Source organism: Streptomyces sp. TLI_105 (genome assembly GCF_900105415.1).
Taxonomy (GTDB): domain Bacteria; phylum Actinomycetota; class Actinomycetes; order Streptomycetales; family Streptomycetaceae; genus Streptomyces.
In genome coordinates, this window is sequence record NZ_FNSM01000002.1 from 111055 (window position 1) to 125966 (window position 14912).

Annotated in this window: 13 protein-coding genes, 1 tRNA gene and 3 pseudogenes; 6 read left to right on the top strand and 11 right to left on the bottom strand. The window is 69.2% G+C overall.

What is annotated here, in order from left to right:
* Positions 1-522 precede the first annotated feature (522 nt).
* Together BLW86_RS39790 and BLW86_RS39795 are read left to right on the top strand one after the other, a co-directional pair.
* Positions 523-900, top strand: a complete 378-nt coding sequence (locus tag BLW86_RS39790) for a hypothetical protein (protein ID WP_093879190.1) — start codon at positions 523-525, stop codon at positions 898-900.
* Positions 901-953: 53 nt separating this feature from the next.
* On the top strand, positions 954-2138 hold the full coding sequence (locus BLW86_RS39795) for an IS701 family transposase (protein WP_093879191.1): 1185 nt from the start codon (positions 954-956) through the stop codon (positions 2136-2138).
* Between the two features lie 221 nt (positions 2139-2359).
* Here BLW86_RS39795 and BLW86_RS39805 read toward each other — a convergent pair whose 3' ends face one another.
* The 3 genes from BLW86_RS39805 to BLW86_RS39815 form a co-directional block, all read right to left on the bottom strand.
* Positions 2360-2773 carry a VOC family protein gene (locus BLW86_RS39805; RefSeq protein ID WP_093879192.1) on the bottom strand — a complete coding sequence of 138 codons (414 nt, stop codon included), beginning with the start codon at positions 2771-2773 and terminating at the stop codon, positions 2360-2362.
* Positions 2770-4080: an erythromycin esterase family protein gene (locus BLW86_RS39810; RefSeq protein ID WP_093879193.1), complete on the bottom strand. Its 1311-nt coding sequence runs from the start codon at positions 4078-4080 to the stop codon at positions 2770-2772. The genes BLW86_RS39805 and BLW86_RS39810 overlap by 4 nt, the downstream gene beginning before the upstream one ends.
* A gap of 137 nt (positions 4081-4217) precedes the next feature.
* A complete protein-coding gene (locus tag BLW86_RS39815) occupies positions 4218-4832 on the bottom strand; it encodes a CatB-related O-acetyltransferase (protein WP_371129703.1) in 615 nt (204 codons plus the stop codon).
* Positions 4833-5051: 219 nt separating this feature from the next.
* Between BLW86_RS39815 and BLW86_RS39820 the strand changes: the two genes are divergently transcribed.
* Together BLW86_RS39820 and BLW86_RS39825 are read left to right on the top strand one after the other, a co-directional pair.
* Positions 5052-5630 (top strand): TetR/AcrR family transcriptional regulator, encoded by a 579-nt coding sequence (locus BLW86_RS39820; RefSeq protein ID WP_093879195.1) that lies wholly within the window; start codon positions 5052-5054, stop codon positions 5628-5630.
* A 163-nt stretch (positions 5631-5793) separates the two neighbouring features.
* Positions 5794-6042 carry a BON domain-containing protein gene (locus tag BLW86_RS39825; RefSeq protein WP_093879196.1) on the top strand — a complete coding sequence of 83 codons (249 nt, stop codon included), beginning with the start codon at positions 5794-5796 and terminating at the stop codon, positions 6040-6042.
* Positions 6043-6550: 508 nt separating this feature from the next.
* Here the strand turns inward: BLW86_RS39825 and BLW86_RS39830 are convergent.
* The 4 genes and pseudogenes from BLW86_RS39830 to BLW86_RS42470 all read right to left on the bottom strand — a co-directional run.
* Entirely contained in the window at positions 6551-7906 is a 1356-nt protein-coding gene (locus BLW86_RS39830) for a hypothetical protein (RefSeq protein WP_093879197.1), read from the bottom strand.
* A gap of 168 nt (positions 7907-8074) precedes the next feature.
* Positions 8075-8194, bottom strand: a pseudogene (locus tag BLW86_RS41350) (IS5/IS1182 family transposase); the annotation flags it as partial.
* Positions 8195-8215: 21 nt separating this feature from the next.
* Positions 8216-9457: an IS110 family RNA-guided transposase gene (locus BLW86_RS39835; RefSeq protein WP_093879198.1), complete on the bottom strand. Its 1242-nt coding sequence runs from the start codon at positions 9455-9457 to the stop codon at positions 8216-8218.
* Between the two features lie 338 nt (positions 9458-9795).
* Positions 9796-9951, bottom strand: a pseudogene (locus tag BLW86_RS42470) (IS5/IS1182 family transposase); the annotation flags it as partial.
* Between the two features lie 66 nt (positions 9952-10017).
* Between BLW86_RS42470 and BLW86_RS42475 the strand changes: the two are divergent.
* Together BLW86_RS42475 and BLW86_RS39840 are read left to right on the top strand one after the other, a co-directional pair.
* Positions 10018-10170, top strand: coding sequence for a hypothetical protein (locus tag BLW86_RS42475; protein WP_218138084.1), 153 nt, complete (start codon positions 10018-10020; stop codon positions 10168-10170).
* Positions 10171-10772: 602 nt separating this feature from the next.
* Positions 10773-11578, top strand: a pseudogene (locus tag BLW86_RS39840) (transposase family protein).
* Between the two features lie 52 nt (positions 11579-11630).
* On the opposite strand, the gene BLW86_RS39845 reads toward BLW86_RS39840, so the two are convergent.
* From BLW86_RS39845 to BLW86_RS39860, 4 genes are all read right to left on the bottom strand, one after another.
* Positions 11631-13316: an IclR family transcriptional regulator domain-containing protein gene (locus BLW86_RS39845; RefSeq protein ID WP_093879200.1), complete on the bottom strand. Its 1686-nt coding sequence runs from the start codon at positions 13314-13316 to the stop codon at positions 11631-11633.
* Positions 13313-13930, bottom strand: a complete 618-nt coding sequence (locus tag BLW86_RS42480; RefSeq protein WP_256341775.1) for an RNA polymerase sigma factor — start codon at positions 13928-13930, stop codon at positions 13313-13315. The genes BLW86_RS39845 and BLW86_RS42480 overlap by 4 nt, the downstream gene beginning before the upstream one ends.
* The gene (locus BLW86_RS42485) at positions 13924-14217 is read right to left on the bottom strand and encodes a hypothetical protein (protein ID WP_177181992.1); all 294 of its coding nucleotides are present in this window, start codon (positions 14215-14217) and stop codon (positions 13924-13926) included. The genes BLW86_RS42480 and BLW86_RS42485 overlap by 7 nt, the downstream gene beginning before the upstream one ends.
* A gap of 506 nt (positions 14218-14723) precedes the next feature.
* Positions 14724-14798: transfer RNA gene (locus BLW86_RS39860), tRNA-Trp, on the bottom strand.
* Between the last annotated feature and the right edge of the window lie 114 nt (positions 14799-14912).

Sequence of the window (14912 nt, forward strand, 5' to 3'; positions counted from 1 at the left end):
AGCCGGAGGGCACAGCGGCGGCAGGCGGCGAGAGGCCTACCGGGCCTGTCGACGAGCACCGTCGCCAAGAGGCAGCTCGCTGGCCGCGGCCGCCGAAGTACCGGGCCCTGGAGGTCTCCTGTGCCTGCTCGAGTGGTGTACCGGGCCGGGGGGTAGGGGCTGGGCAGGCGCATGGCGAGGCGGGTGGTCAGGGTGCGGGCGGTAGTGCGTACGTCGTCGCCGGTATCGCCGTGGGCAACGGCATCGAGGACGGCCACGACGAGCGCGGCCTCGCGGTGGGTGAGGATCGGCAGACGTACCGGCTCGCCGTCCGCTTCGAGTTCTTCGAAGACGAGGTCGGAGTAGAGGTCGTCAAGCGTCATGACGGTACCAACGCGCACCCGTGCGGTCGGTACTCCCGGTGCCCGAGCGCGCCGACGGCGGATGCTCGGCGGCCGGTCCAACAGTCCGCGTTGTTGGGTCCGGGCGGTGCGTGGCCGGCCACGCTGGGGCAGGTTCAGGGGGCGAGGGCGGTCCCGAGGGGTGGCCGGGATCGTGCGGCTGTTGCGGGAGGTCAGGACGGTGGAGCGGGACGTATGGCTGACGGATGAGTTCGGCGCGTCGCATCAGGGGGCGGTCGACGTGCTCCTGGCGGACGGCACCGTCCCGGGGCCGGTGTACTTCGACACCGCGTCCGGGACCGGCGGGCGCTCGGTGTTGCAGTGGAGCGTGTACGACGGCCGCCATCGCCGACCGCGCGCAGCCGGACTGTGCGCGGTGTGCTCCTGCGGATGGGCCGGCCCGCAACACGCCCTGGACTGGGACCTGATCGGCGGCTACGAGCTCACAGAGGCGGGGGACGGGCAGGCGGCGGCGTGTGAGCGGGACTGGGACGCGCACACCGCCGACGTTGCGGCCTAGTACTGCAACGGTCCTTGCCGTGACGGTTGGGCAGGGCGGTCGTTGATGTGTGTATGGGTGGGGAGCTCGCTGAGGCCCGGGTGTGGGCGGGTGAACTGAAGGCTTTGCATGAGCGGTTCGTGCACCGTTTCGCGAGGTCGGAGCCGCGTGAGTCCGCGCTGGCGTATATGCGGGGGCTGATCGCTCCGTTGGAGCGGAAAAACGGGTGGACGTTGGCGGAGGAGGCCGGGCATGCGGGTCCGGACCGGATGCACCGGCTGTTGAACCGGATCGACTGGGACGCGGAGGAGGTCCTGGACGATGTTCGCGAGTACGTCGTGGAGCATCTCGGCAGCCGGGAAGCGGTGCTGATTGTCGACGACACCGGTTTCCTGAAGAAAGGAGACCGTTCGGCCGGGGTCCAGCGGCAGTACTCGGGAACGGCGGGGCGGACAGAGAACTCGCAGGTCGGGGTCTTCCTCGCTTATGCGGCTCCGCTGGGTCGGACGCTGATCGACCGCCGCCTCTACCTGCCGGCGTCCTGGACGGACGATCGTGAACGGTGCCGGCGGGCCGGCATCGACGACACGGTCGCCTTCGAGACGAAGGTCACGATGGCCAGGGCAATGGTCCGCCGGGCGATCGCGGAGAAGATCCCGTTCGGGTGGGTGACCGCGGACGCCGGCTACGGATACTCGAAAAGCTGGCGGTCCGAGCTCGAGCAGGCCGATGTCTTCCACGTCATGGCCACCACCCGGCACGACACCGTCGTCACCCGCTGGGCCATCGACCACCCGGTGCACGACCTGTTCCACGGCCTGGCCCGGCAGAAGTGGAAGCGCCGCTCGTGCGGCAACGGCTCCCACGGGCCACGGGTCTTCGACTGGGCCAGGGTCGAGGTTCGCCCCTGGCACCGGGAAGACCGGCGGCACTGGGTGATCGCCCGCCGCAGCATGAGCCGGCCCGAGGAGATTTCCTACTACATCGCCTACTGTCCCGCCGACACCACCCTCGACCAGCTGATCCACATCGCCGGTAGCCGATGGGCCGTCGAGGAGTGCTTCCAAAGTGCGAAACAGGAATGCGGCCTGGACGACTACCAGGTCCGCCGCTACCCCGGCTGGCACCGCCACATGACCCTGGCCATGGCCGCCCACACCTGCCTCACCGTCCTGCGAGCCCGCGAACTCGATACCGGGAAAGCAGAAACGGACCCTCCGGCCTCATCCCCCTCAGCCTGGCCGAACTCCGACGCCTGATCCACCACCTCACCCACCGCCAAGCGGCACCCGTCGACCACGTCCTGCACTGGTCCCACTGGCGACGCAGACGACAACATCAAGCCCGCCTCAGCCACTACAAACAACGCGGCCACACACCACCAGAAACTGCCCCACCGTCACAGAAAAGACCGTTGCAGTACTAGGGGACGGGGAGCCGTGCCGGGCGGTCCGCGGAGCCGTGGCCGCCGGCGTCCCGGTCACCCCGCGGGAGGGACGTGGACGTCCGGTGCCAGGCTCCTGACGACGTCGAACTCGTTGCCCTCGGGGTCGGCCATGACGATCCAGCTGCGGCCGGGGCCCTGGCCGACGTCCACCTGGGTGGCGCCGAGGGCGAGAAGCCTGGCCGCCTCGGCCTCGGTGTCGCTGTCGACGGGGCTGACGTCGAGGTGGAGGCGGTTCTTGGCGGTCTTCCCCTCGGGCACCCGGATGAACACGAGGGTGGGCGGCATCTGGCCGGCCCGGATGGCCTCCACGGTCGGCTCCCAGGAGGCGATCTCGACCTGGCCCTCGCCGCGGTCGAGCACTTCGAAGCCCAGGACCGCGCACCAGAAGGCCGCGAGGCGTTCCGGGTCGTGGCAATCGACGACCAACTCGGTGAACCTGCTCGTCATGACGTCTCCAGAGATGTGGTGGTGAGGGAGGTGGCGGTCGAGGCGGGCGTGCTGACGACGGCGTCGAACGCGTCGGCCACCGGGGTGTGCAGGTGGACGCTCTGCATGCGGATGCGGTCGGGGCCGGGGACGCCCTCCGCCCGGGCCCTGCGGAGGTCGGCGACCGCGAGGCCGAGCCCGGCGGCGGCGAAGGCCGTCTCGACGCCGCCGGGCTCCAGGGGTGCCAGCGGGGCGTCGTGGACGGTGAACCCGAAGGGGGCCGTCTCGTCTCGGCGCATCTCGGCCGTGCGGCCGGTGGTGCTGGTCAGGCCGAGGGCGAAGTAGGCGTCCCCGAGGGCGTGGTGCAGGTGCTGCCCCATGGGGAGCCCCGTGAGCCGGCCGTCGAAGGAGACCGGCGTCTTCTGGATGTGGGCGTTGTGGGCCATCAGGACCACGCGGGCGGAAGGTTCGAGCCGGTCCAGGTGCCACAGGAGCGACTCGGCCATGTACTGGTCGCGGGCGGAGGTGTCGGCGGTGAGGCCGTCTCCGGCGAACAGGCCGGCCATGGCGCGGAAGGTGTGGTCGCCGTGGCAGGCGGCCTCCAGGCAGCGCAGGGCGGTGTCGTACGCGCGCTCGTCGCTCCGGGAGACGTACAGCGGTCTCAGGGCGCGGAACCGGATGCGCAGGCGCGCCAGGAGCGCGGTGAGGGCGTCCTGGTCGGCGGCGGCCAGGCGGGCCCAGGCGGGCGCGGCCGAGGCGGCCGAGTCCCCGGCGAAGGAGGCGGCGACGGCGAGCGCGGTCCGGACCGCGGGGAGGGTCTCCGGGTCGGCCCCGCGGAGGTAGTCGGCGACGGGGTTCAGGGCCGGGAGGAGCGATCCGCCGGCTGCTGGGACGTCGATCCCGGCGAAGCGGACCGGGGTCGCGGCGGTGCGGTTGTGCCGGCGGACGTAGCGCGCCGGCTCCTGGAGTCCGATGGGGACCGCGGTCGCCAGGAGCGCCGTGAGGTCGTCGTCCGCGCCCTCGCCCCGGACCCAGGCGTCCAGGGGGACGGCCTCGCAGAAGCCGTACTCGAAGGCCAGGACGGTGAAGCCGCAGCGCTCGACGAGGAACCGCAGGACGCGTCGGCGCAGCGCACCGAACTCCTCGATGAAGTGGGAGTGTTCGCCCACGGCGACCACGCGGGCGCCGCCGAGGACGTCGCGCAGCGGCTCCAGGTCGTCCAGGGGCGCCGCGGGGTCGAGGTGGTCGAGGGGGAGGGCGTGGGCGCGGAGCCAGTCGCCGAAGGGGGTCGGGTCGTCGTGGAGGGGCGGGTCGGTCGCGGGGGTCATGCCGGCGGCTCTTCCGGAAGGGACGGACGGGACGGGAGGGGGCGGTAGGGGCAGAGCGGTTGGGAAGGGATGGGGGCAAAGGGGAAGGTATGGAGCGGACGGCAGGGACGGACGGCAGGGGCGGGCAGGGTGAAGGACTACGGTCGGGGTCGCCGGGGCGCCGCCTTCTCCAGGTCGTCGACGCTGCCGGACATGAGGGTCCGCACGTGCTCGGTGATGTGCTCCGTCGGCCAGTCCCACCAGGCGATCGCCAGCAGGCGGGCGATGTTCCCTTCGCTGTAGCGGGTGCGGATGAGGCGGGCCGGGTTGCCACCGACGACGCCGTAGTCGGGGACGTCCTTGGTGACCACCGCGCCGGTGGCGGCGATCGCGCCGTGCCCGATGCGCACGCCGGGCATGACGGTGACGCCGTGGCCGAACCAGACGTCGTTGCCGACGACGGTGTCCCCGCGCCCGGGCAGGCCGGTGAGCAGGTCGAAGTGGTCGGCCCAGGAGCCGCCCAGGGTGGGGAAGGGGAAGGTCGAGGGGCCGTCCATGCGGTGGTTGGCGCCGTTCATGATGAACCGGACGCCCGTGCCCAGCGCGCAGAACCTGCCGATGACCAGCCGCTCCGGGCCGTAGTGGTAGAGCACGTTGCGGGTCTCGAAGGCGGTCGCGTCGTCCGGGTCGTCGTAGTAGGAGTACTCCCCCACCTCGATCAGCGGGGAGGTGACCAGGGGCTTGAGCTGGACCACCCGCGGCTGGTCCGGCATCGGGTGGAGGACGGTGGGGTCGGCGGGGACGGGCACGGGGGCTCCCTCGGGGCGCGCGAGTGGTGGACGGGGCGTGCGGGCGGGTGGCGGCGGTCGTCGCCCCGACGTCCACACGCTTCCCGTGAACGGCACGGCACGTGCCGTTCCGTTGTCCAGAAGCCTGCCCATATCGGGGGAGCCTGTCAAGAACGGCACGTGCCGTGCCGTTACTGTGGGGGCATGACCCCTGTCCGCCGTAGCGGCCCCGATCTCACCGAGGCCATCATGCGCACCACCCTGGAACTCGGGCAGGAGCTCGGCTACGCCAAGCTCAGCATCGAGGCGATCGCCGCCCGGGCCGGCGTCGGCAAGCACACCGTCTACCGCCGGTGGTCCTCCAAGGGCGCCCTGCTGCTCGACTCCCTGCTCTCGCGCGGCGGTTCGGCCCTGGACTACCCCGACACGGGCGACCTCCGCGCCGACCTGCGCCGGCAGATCCAGGAGGCCGTCGGCCTCCTGGCGGAGGCCCCGCTCAGCCCGCTCTTCAAGGCCCTGGTCGGCGAGGCCCAGCACGACCCCGGGGTCGCCGCCGCGCTCAACGAGCGGTTCGTCGCCCCCCAGGCCGCCAAGACCGTCGCCCGCCTGGAGGCGGCGCGCGACCAGGGCCAGCTGGCGCCGGACTTCGACCTGGACCTGGCGATGGCGATCCTCTCCGGACCGCTCTACTTCAGGCTGCTGATCACCCAGGAGCCGCTGACCCCCGACTACGTCGACCGCGTCCTCGACGCCCTCTTCGCCGGCATGGGGCCGCGACCGTGAGGGGAGGGCGGACGGCGGCCGGGGGTCGGTGGTGTCGAGTGCTCCCGGGGGCGGATCGGTCGGCGTCGAGAGCAGCCCGGCGTGGGTCGACGGTCGCAGGGTATGTGACTTAGCGTTTAAATGTAGTCACGCTAGGTGCGTGAGTGATGAGAGGAGCGCAACTATGGCTAACACGGTGGACAACGCCAAGCAGGAAGGCGCGGACACATGGATCACGACCAGGGTGAAGGCCGATCTGCTGACTGAACGAGGCGTCCCCGGCGGAGACATCCATGTGGAGACGTCGCAGGGCGTGGTCTCCCTCTCCAGCGACGTCGCGGTGACTGAGGCGGAGAAGCACGAGGCCATCCGCATCGCCAAGAACATCAAGGGTGTTCTTGCTGTCCAGGCTGACGGCTTGAAGACCGAGTAGAACCGGCCGCCCGGCATGCGGTGCCCCCGCAAGGCGCGGGAGCACCGCAGCCCCGTTCAAGAGCAGCAGAAGCGGTAGTGCGCCCGCCCGGGGCCGGACGAGCACGGGGCGGGTCAGGTCAGGTCTGCGATATGCCGCCTACATGACAGCGGACCGCTTGGGGACGTACCGCGCCATGCCGGCCACCAGCACACCAAACACCACTTCGTGTCAGTGACCAACCGTCGTCGCAGGCCAAAGACCTGCGAGAACATACCTCTCTTGACCATCCATCACTGCCACAGCCTCACCGTCATGAAGCCGGCACATCGCAGACACACGAGCGTGACAGCGTGACAGCCACTGTCCTCTGACATCGGACCTGAATCGATTGCCAACGAGGTTGAACCGCAGCGCGTACTACCGGGCCTGGGCTCTTTGTCACTGATGCTGGATCCGAACCGGTGCCGGCAGACGGACGCTCCGCCGTGATGATGGCCCGCTGGTCGACCGGCCACCGGCCGCCTTGTCATACAGGTATGCGTCTGTCCCGGCTCGTTCGCCGTTCCCAGCCCGGAAGCGGCAGGGTGCGGTGCCAGGCGCGGGCCACGAGCACGGTTGTCAGTACGGCGGCGACGGACGTGAGGGCGAGCGGGAGGTAGCCGGTGAGATGGCCGGCGTTTCCGGTCAGGGCGGGAAGCAAGGACGCTCCGATCATCGCGTACAGCCCGACGACAGTGAGCCGGGTGCCGGGGGAGGTGCGGCAGATGCCCTTCCAGGGCCGGGCTGCCGTGCCGGGGGTGGTCGCCTCCTGCGCCGCCCCGGCCAGACGGCGGATGTCGGAGCGGGGAACGGAGCAGGTGAAACTCTGCCCGTCAGGGGCGACGAAGACTGCCGGGACCGGGCCCTCGCCGTTCACCATGCTCCAGCGCCGGGCCCAAACCAGCCAGCCCGTCGTCTCGCCGAACTCTGTCGACAGGGCGAGGACGTCGGCGCGGTCGACACACAGTTCGATCGCGCTGACATCGTCGACCTCGGCGCTCAGCCAGACCCTGTCGACCACCTTGGTACTGCCGGCCCGGCCGCCAACCGTGGTGTGCGCCTTGTGGACCGCGGTCAGCCGGTCCACATACCCGGCGTTCACCTCCCCCGCCGCCGCGTCTTCGGCCAGCAGCCTGCGCGGACCGTACTGGGAGACTTGTCCCGGGTTCACGATGCATACGGTCGCCCAGCACGCCACGAGCAGCAGAACCGCGAACGGCACCAGCGTCCCGCCCTCCAGCGGCACGTACCAGGGCGAGAGGTACGACGAGAGGTCCACACCGTCGTCCACCCAGCCACCAAGCCCGGGACGACCGGGGGCATGCAGGACACGGACGTACATGCCCTCCTGCGGCGACGAGCCGACGATCCCCCGGTCCACGGCGAGCACCGTGCCGTCAGCCAGTTCGACCCGCAGATCAGCGAAATAGTAGGCGCCCCGCTTACCTTTGCCGACGCCGGTGTGCTCCCGGTCGCCGACCTGGACGACGGTCCCGGTCGACACCTGCGGCTGCGCCCGCTGGATCGCGTCGAGCACCTCTCCCTGAGTTCCGTCCGGCCGCAACCCCACGAGGAAGGCCGAGGCGATTGCGGTGGCGGCAAGCACGAGGGCGAACGCGGGTCCGAGCGGAACGGGGAAAGGCCGGGGGAGCGCCGAGGGGATTGATGGGAGCTCCTCATCGAGGCCGGAGGTGGGCGGGCCCGGCTCCAGCACGGGCGCCCGGCGCGTGGCCCCCACCCACCCCAGACCGCACACGAGCGCCACCGACATCGCAACCAGCATGTCGACGCGCGGCGCCGCAGCAGTGAAACGCACGACGGGAAGCAGGACCACCGCCGCCACACATATCAGCGCCGCCCTCCCCCACCTGCGGGTCCAATCCGTGGATCTTCGCATCTCCACATCCAACCCTGACAACAGCCTTGAGGGGAACCGAGGTCACCTACGCACTCCTCGTCCTCCGGGTCACATGTCCAGGCGACCGAACCCGGCATACGTGACATGCAGTCCACCGCGAAGCCCCCGGACGCGGGAGATCGAACCCAGCAACGGTGTCAGCTGGGTGACGTCATGCCTGTTTCCGCCGGTCAGGGTGACGGCGAGAGGGGTGCCGTGCCGGTCGACGATCAGACATCCGATGCGGTTAAGGAGTCAAGCCGCAGTCGCGAGGGAAGGTTCGGGTCGGGTGGGGAACGCAGCGGTTTCGTCGTAGTGGACGCGTTTGGTGAGGCAGTGGTGAAGGCAGCCGATCATGCGGTTGAAGAGGTTGCGTAGGGCCGATATGTGGCGGTCGTCGTCAGCGCGGCGGCGGTCGTAGTGCGCTCTTGCGCCTGGTGAGGCGGTCAGGGACGCGAAGGCCCAGAGGTAGCCGGCAGCAGCGAGGCGCTGATTCTTGATGCGGCGGGCCTTGACGGACAGGCTCTTGCCGGACGCCCGGGTGACCGGTGCGGCTCCGGCGTATGCCTTGAGGCCCTTGGCATCGGCGAAGCGGGACCGGTCGTCGCCGATCTCGGCGAGCACCCGGGCGCCGGTGAGTGAGCCGAGCCCTGGGAAGCTGGTGATGATCTCGGCGTCCGGGTGTGCTTCAAAAGCCTCCACCGCTGCTTCGGCGAGTTCATCTGCGCTGATGCAGGCAGTGTCCAGCTTTCGCAGCAATGTCAGGGCCTGACGGCCCATCGCATCCTCGACCAGCGGGAGTTGGCGCATCTGCGGAACGCGGAGTGCCGCATGCAGACGTGTCACCTCGTCCTCGATGCCACGCTGGCGCCCGGCTCGCTTCAGTACGGACCGCAGTTGGGTCCTGGTCAACCGGGCGGCCCGGGCCGGGGTGGGTGCGGCCGCCAGGAGTACTCGGGCGACGGGTGAGTTCAGTCCGCCGAGGATCGGCTGAACGGCGTCGAGGTAGCCGGGGAAGTACTCGTGCAGGTGGGATCGGAGCTTGTTGCCGGCCTGCGTGCGGTCCCAGACCGCGTCCTGTTGTGCACGGGCGAGGATGGCGACGGCCTGGGCCAGTTCGCTGTCGGCGGGCATCGTCCGGTGTGCCGCGGCATCGGTGCGGAGGATGTTGGCGAGGACCATCGCGTCGAGGTGGTCGGACTTCTTGCGCACAGCGGTGTGGCGTTCTCGGTATCGGGACGCTGCCATCGGGTTGATCGCGTAGACCGGCCGGTCACTGGCTCGCAGGCAGGCCACCAGGAGTCCCCGGGAGGTCTCGATGGCCACCGGTATGCGGGTGTCGGGACCGTCACCGTGATCGGCCAGGAGGTCGAGCAGTTGTTGGAGGCCAGTGGCATCGTCGCTGATCCTGGCCCGGGCCACCAGCTTGCCGTCGTTATCGACGAGGGCAATGTCATGGTGGTCGCTGGCCCAGTCGATTCCGCAGAACACCCTCATGGGCTTGTCTCACGTCCTTCCTGTCCGTGGCCACATGTTGTTGCTGGTCACAGCCGTGCAGGGGCACGCGACTCCCTAATGGAAGGGCTCTGGTGGCCCGTCATCCGATCAGCCGTTCGTGACCCCAGCTGCCCGCGGGGGCCTCGGTCTTGGCAGGGGCTCGACGGCTCCCCGGTGAGCTGAGAGGTGTTCCCCGCGAGGGGCTCGGACCACGGACACCAACGAATCGATCACCCGATCAGTAACGTCGCTGCCAGGGGCACGGGACCAGCGAGCCCGTCTGATCAAAGGGCTCCGGACCCAGTGGTGCTTCAGGCTTCACCGGCCCCGTGACTCACCATTAGGTGGTGCTTGCTGCCCGGCCGGGCACGGTCGACCGGCGAAGGTCCGGTGTGAGCCCCCCTTTCAACGCCCGGATGTGCGAGCCGTCGATCAGGTGCGGCCACATACCGGCCTCGGTCCAGTTCCCCCCAGCGTCGCCAGACTGTCCTGCCTTCTTCCAGCCGTGACGGCCGTGCTAGAACGGTGTCGATCATGAGTTCGTGCGGGAGGGAAAGCAGATGCAGAAGAAGAGAATGACCAGGGCAGTGATGACCGTCCTGCTGTCCGTGGGTGCGGTCGCGGCCATCACGGGATTCTGGGCAACCGGGCATGCGGAGTACTCCGGTTCGGACACCCCGGTCGTGGTCCTCACCGACGCGGCTGGCGCTTGAGGTCATCCTGGAGTCGTGCGACGCCAGGATGATCCCGGGGCCTGACGATTTCGTGCCGCCGTCCTGGTGAGAGACATCGAGAAGCAGTCCGCCAAGGGCACGGAGGGATTACAGACCATGGCGGCACAGCCAAAGACGGCCGCTCCTTGCCGTCGAGGACCGCGAGCTTCTGCCGCTCTGGGCCGTTGACGGTGATCTGCAGGGTGTGGATGCCGGAGACCAGCTTGGTGAGCTGGGTGGACGGACGTCAGGGTGGCCGACGTCGAGGATGACCATCTTGGCGGCGCGACACCTGGGAGCGCACAGCAACAGCCCCGCCTGGTAAGACCCGGGCGGGGCTGTTGCACGCCCGCCAGCACGCGGTGGGGGAAGGCCACGGGCCGGCTTGGCCGCAGGAGAGGTTCCACGCACTCCACGGCATCGCCTACCCCACCCCTTACGCCCATTCCGGCGGTCCGACGCCCGTATGCGCCGAGCGGGTCTGTCAATCGAACGGTGTAACGAGGGTGGTTGGGGTTACTGAACCTTTTTCAACCTCTGCCGGGAGGGTGAAATGGCCTGGTGGGCGAGGGCGTGACAGGGCTGGGCCCCTGGTCGTTTGCGTGGTGATCTCACTCATCACACCGGCGACCGAGGGGCCCTGTTGGTTCCGTATCCTTCCATGCTCGACGTCTCGTACGAGCTCGTCGAGCATGTCTCCTGGCTCATCTACGCCCGAAGGCGTGAACTGAACTCGCCGTGGAGACTGCTTGGTTGTTTCAAACAGGCGCTTCTAGTTCTGGCGCACCTGCGGAAGAACGAGACGTTCGCTCAGCTCGCGGCCGGCTTCGGCGTCTCAACCGCGACGGCCTGGCGCTACGTCGACGAGACCCTGGATGTCCTCGCGGCGTGGGCACCGGGCCTGCGCGAGGCCCTGACCGGCCTGGGCGAGGACGACTTCGTCCTTGTTGACGGCACCCTGATCCCCACCGACCGCATCAAGGCGGACGAGCCGTACTACTCCCAGAAGCACAAGCAGCACGGCATGAACGTCCGGGTCATCGCCCGACCGGACGGCACACCGCTCTGGTTCTCCCGGGCCACGCCAGGACGCACCCATGGCCTGACCGCGGCCCGAGCCCACGGCATCGTCCAGGCCTGCCTCACCAGGCAGATCCTCGTCCTCGCCGACCGCGCCTACCAAGGTGCCGGCGCCACCGTCCGCACCCCGTACTATCGCCACCGCGAACAGCCCGAGTACTACCAGCAGTTCAACCGCGACCACGCCCGACTTCGAGCGCCCGGAGAACGCGCCTTCGCACAGCTGAAGTCATGGCGACTGCTCCGGCGAGCCAGATGCTCCACCCGCCGCATCAGCACCATCGTTCAGGCCGTGCACACGCTGCTGAACTGCAACTGTCCAGGATGAAAGAGGCTCACTGGGTGGCGCCCTCGGGTGTATTGGCCTGCGACCCGGCTTTCTATGGCAGGGCACGCCGGGGTTCAGGTGCTGTGGGGGGCCATGCATTTCCTTCGTGGTGATCGGTGCTCTGCTGCATGTCTTCGGAGAGGAGGTGGGCAAGGAGGATGCCGGTGGCGCGCCGGCTCAGAGTACGAGCGGCATCGATGAGGCGTAGGTGCTGATGGACGGGCAGGGACAGGGCAATGCTGGAGGCCCTGCGGGGCAGGCCGAGAGAGAAGGCCACGCAGAGTGCCTTCTCCGAGTATTCGAGCAGGTCGAACTGGGCCGAGTGTGGTCCCGGTCCGTCCAGTTCCTCGATCAGTGTGTGCCGGCTGGTGATGGTCCGGCCGGTGAGCTGGACCGAGGGGTAGCGGGAGAGATGGTCCATGCGGGAGGCGAAGTCGAGTTGGGCCAAGAGGCTCTTGCCGTTGGCGCTCGCGTGTCCGGTGACGCTGAACGGGGCGACCTCTTCGACGGGTGGAGCGGTCTGGCTGGAAGAGGACTCGCGGACCGTGATCTCTCCTTCGGTGTAGGTGCTGACGTAGACCGCCGCACTGAGTTCGTCGCGGAGGGATGCGAGTGTGTCCTGAAGGAGCGTGTGCTCCTGCTCTGATGCGGTGGCCAGTTTCATCAGCGGCCCGGGGAAGTGAGCGCCGCCGACGGTGTCGACGAACTGTTCCCCACGGAGCCAGTCCAGCAGCCGGACAATCTGGTTCATGGGCATCTGGGACCGTCGGGCGAGAGCGCGGGTGTCGATGCCGTCGGCGTCGTGGATGAGCAGGAGCACGTCGCGTGCTCGCTGAGTGGCCTGCCATCGGGCAGGGACTACGGCGGGGGTGGTGCTGTGGCGTGCCATGTCGGTGAGGACAGCTGGCCGCAGGGCCCTGGCGGACCACCAAGGCTCGCCCCGGAGGTCGACGGAACCGTGGACGACAAAGGGGCGCACGGGGACGGTCGGGCTCAGGTCGGGTACGGGTAGGGTCAGCCCGCCGGCCAGCGCGGTCAGCCGGGGCCGGTCCGTGTCCGGCAGTGTGCGGGGACGCGGGGCAGGGCCGTACTGCTTGGGCAGCGTGGGGGCGGGGACGAGGACGAGTCCGGTCTGTCCCGGCTGCCTTTCCTCTCCTTCTGGATCAGCGGCTCGGGATGCCTCGGGAGCGGTGCTGGGGTGGCGGTCGGGATGGAATGGAGCAGGGTACGGGTCGGGCTGCAGGAGCTGAAGGGGGATGCCGAGCAGGCGTCGCAGCTCCTCGAAGAAGGAGGTGTCCTCGGTCTGCGACAGGGCACCGGGGCCGGGCGTGCGGCCGGCGGCTGCGTCGAGCAGGCGTTCGGCGTCGCCGTGTCCGTGCCGAGCGGCCTCCTCGACGAGGAACCATGCGTCGTCTGTCCAGCAGGCATTGGCCCGCAGCACGACCACAGCGAGACGGAGCAGCGCTCCTGGGTGTCCGGCCGAGGCCGCTGTGCCCAGCCAGTCGGCCGCGGTGGACAGTTCGCCACGGCGCAATGCTTTCGATCCGAGCCGGTAGTGAGCGTTTGCTCGCTCCCGTCCCTCTACGTCCTGCTTGTACAGGTGGGTCAGTGGTCCGAAGTCGCCGTCTGGGCGGTCCCAGAAGTCCGGTGGTCCGGTGAGCTGGTTCATGAGTGTCAGGAGCGCAGCCCCGGCTTCCGGCGCCGGGCGGCCGCCGCTGTCCTGGTTGAAGCGGCTCACAGCCCTCGACCTTTCTTCTCCACGCGTCGTGTCTTCTTTTTCCGGTGCCCGTCTCGGATGTAGTCGCCGAGCTTTCCGCGCAGCTCGATCACGGCCATGTACCGGTCCCGGTGAACGCGGTCCGCGCCTATGCCCAGGATCTTGGAGATCTGTGTGTCGGTCAGGCCCTGGCTCTGCAGCTGGACCACCTTGCGGGGACGGCTCAGCGGCATGGCATCGATCGTGGGGACGACCAGTTCCTCGAGCGGATCGAAGTCGTCGGCGGGCTGCCGCTGGCTGGGGACCGCCGGGACGAGTCCGGTGTCATCCAGTGGTTCGAGACGCGTCTGCACCCGCAGCGTGTCGATCGCCAGGTTCCGCGACGTTCTGCGCAGGTAGGCAGACAGCTGTACCTCGGGGCCGAGTTGGCCGCTCATGACCTTCCTCGCCACTTTCAGGTACGCCTCGTGGGCGACGTCCTGGCATGCCTGGTACGAGAGCCGGCGGTTGGTCTTCCTGCGCAGGATCCGTGGCTCCGCCTCCATGAACGTCTCGTAGCAGTCCCGCAGCCGCTGGAGCAGGTCCGCGTCGACGACCGGACGGGCCGCACCCGGGGCCTGGTCATCCGCTACCACGGGCGGTGCTCCTTCGCTGACGGCAGCGCGTGATCCATGCCGTCGGCCTCGCCCACCCGCACAATCACCGACACCGCAGTGCGCGAGACCTGGGTCATGTCGATCTCGACATGAACGAAACAGGAGCCATGCACCGAACGCTCGATGCGGGCGGGCACAGGTTCGCCGAAGACAGGGTGCTGCGTCATCCGGGCACCGCGCTGTCGCCGGTCCCAGTACACCTGCACCACGGCGGCCGCCGTCTGCACGGCAGCCGCGATGGCCGGGGCGAGCCCGGCCCAGTCCAAGGACGACATCATGGGAGTCGCTCTCCATCTGAGGTATCAGAGGCGCGTGGGATGCGCCTTCGCCCTCTTGACGGTCGAGCCTGCCCTGTTCTCCTGCCGGGACCGGAGAAAACCGAAACTGTCCGGAATGACGATAGGGCTGATCATTTCTGAACGGTTCGCCCTCATGGGCGCCATGCGTCACGCCCGAAGGCGCATGGTGCCTCCGCGGTCATCCGCCAGAGGAGCCTCGCGCCGCTGGGGCAGGAGGCTCCTGCAGACCTGGGAACGAGGGGCTTGGACCGGCCGGGCGCCTTGCCGTGCGGGAAAGCGCCGCGGGCTGCATCACCATTACTGCCGGGGGCGGGTCCCGATTCCTTGCCGACAGGACTCGCCAGCCCGCCCGTCCCGGCAGGTCTTTGCTGACCTTCAGGAGGGACCGAAGGACCGCCCGCCTGTGTGTCATTCCGCGCGAGGGTGGGTCGGCTGCCTCCCCGACGTCGGCTCGCCCGGGACTTTCAGGCGGGCGGAGCCGGCCGGATTTGAACCGGCGTCCTCGCGATTTTGGAGACCGCGCGCGTCCACCTCTGCGCTACAGCTCCGCCCAGCCATGATCGTACGAGACTGAGACTCCCCGGGCTTCGAGAGAACCAAAGGAGCCGGTCCGCCCGAGCGTCCGGAGGACCGTTTCCCCGGTGAACTTCGTCCCCCAAAGG

What these genes read in the sequence shown, in the direction of transcription:
- BLW86_RS39805 (WP_093879192.1), bottom strand. Translation starts at nt 2,773, where the DNA reads ATGACGAGCAGGTTCACCGAGTTGGTCGTCGATTGCCACGACCCGGAA.
- BLW86_RS39820 (WP_093879195.1), top strand. Translation starts at nt 5,052, where the DNA reads ATGACCCCTGTCCGCCGTAGCGGCCCCGATCTCACCGAGGCCATCATG.
- BLW86_RS39835 (WP_093879198.1), bottom strand. Translation starts at nt 9,457, where the DNA reads ATGAGGGTGTTCTGCGGAATCGACTGGGCCAGCGACCACCATGACATT.
- BLW86_RS39825 (WP_093879196.1), top strand. Translation starts at nt 5,794, where the DNA reads ATGGCTAACACGGTGGACAACGCCAAGCAGGAAGGCGCGGACACATGG.
- BLW86_RS39815 (WP_371129703.1), bottom strand. Translation starts at nt 4,832, where the DNA reads ATGCCGGACCAGCCGCGGGTGGTCCAGCTCAAGCCCCTGGTCACCTCC.
- BLW86_RS39810 (WP_093879193.1), bottom strand. Translation starts at nt 4,080, where the DNA reads ATGACCCCCGCGACCGACCCGCCCCTCCACGACGACCCGACCCCCTTC.
- BLW86_RS42475 (WP_218138084.1), top strand. Translation starts at nt 10,018, where the DNA reads ATGCAGAAGAAGAGAATGACCAGGGCAGTGATGACCGTCCTGCTGTCC.
- BLW86_RS39795 (WP_093879191.1), top strand. Translation starts at nt 954, where the DNA reads ATGGGTGGGGAGCTCGCTGAGGCCCGGGTGTGGGCGGGTGAACTGAAG.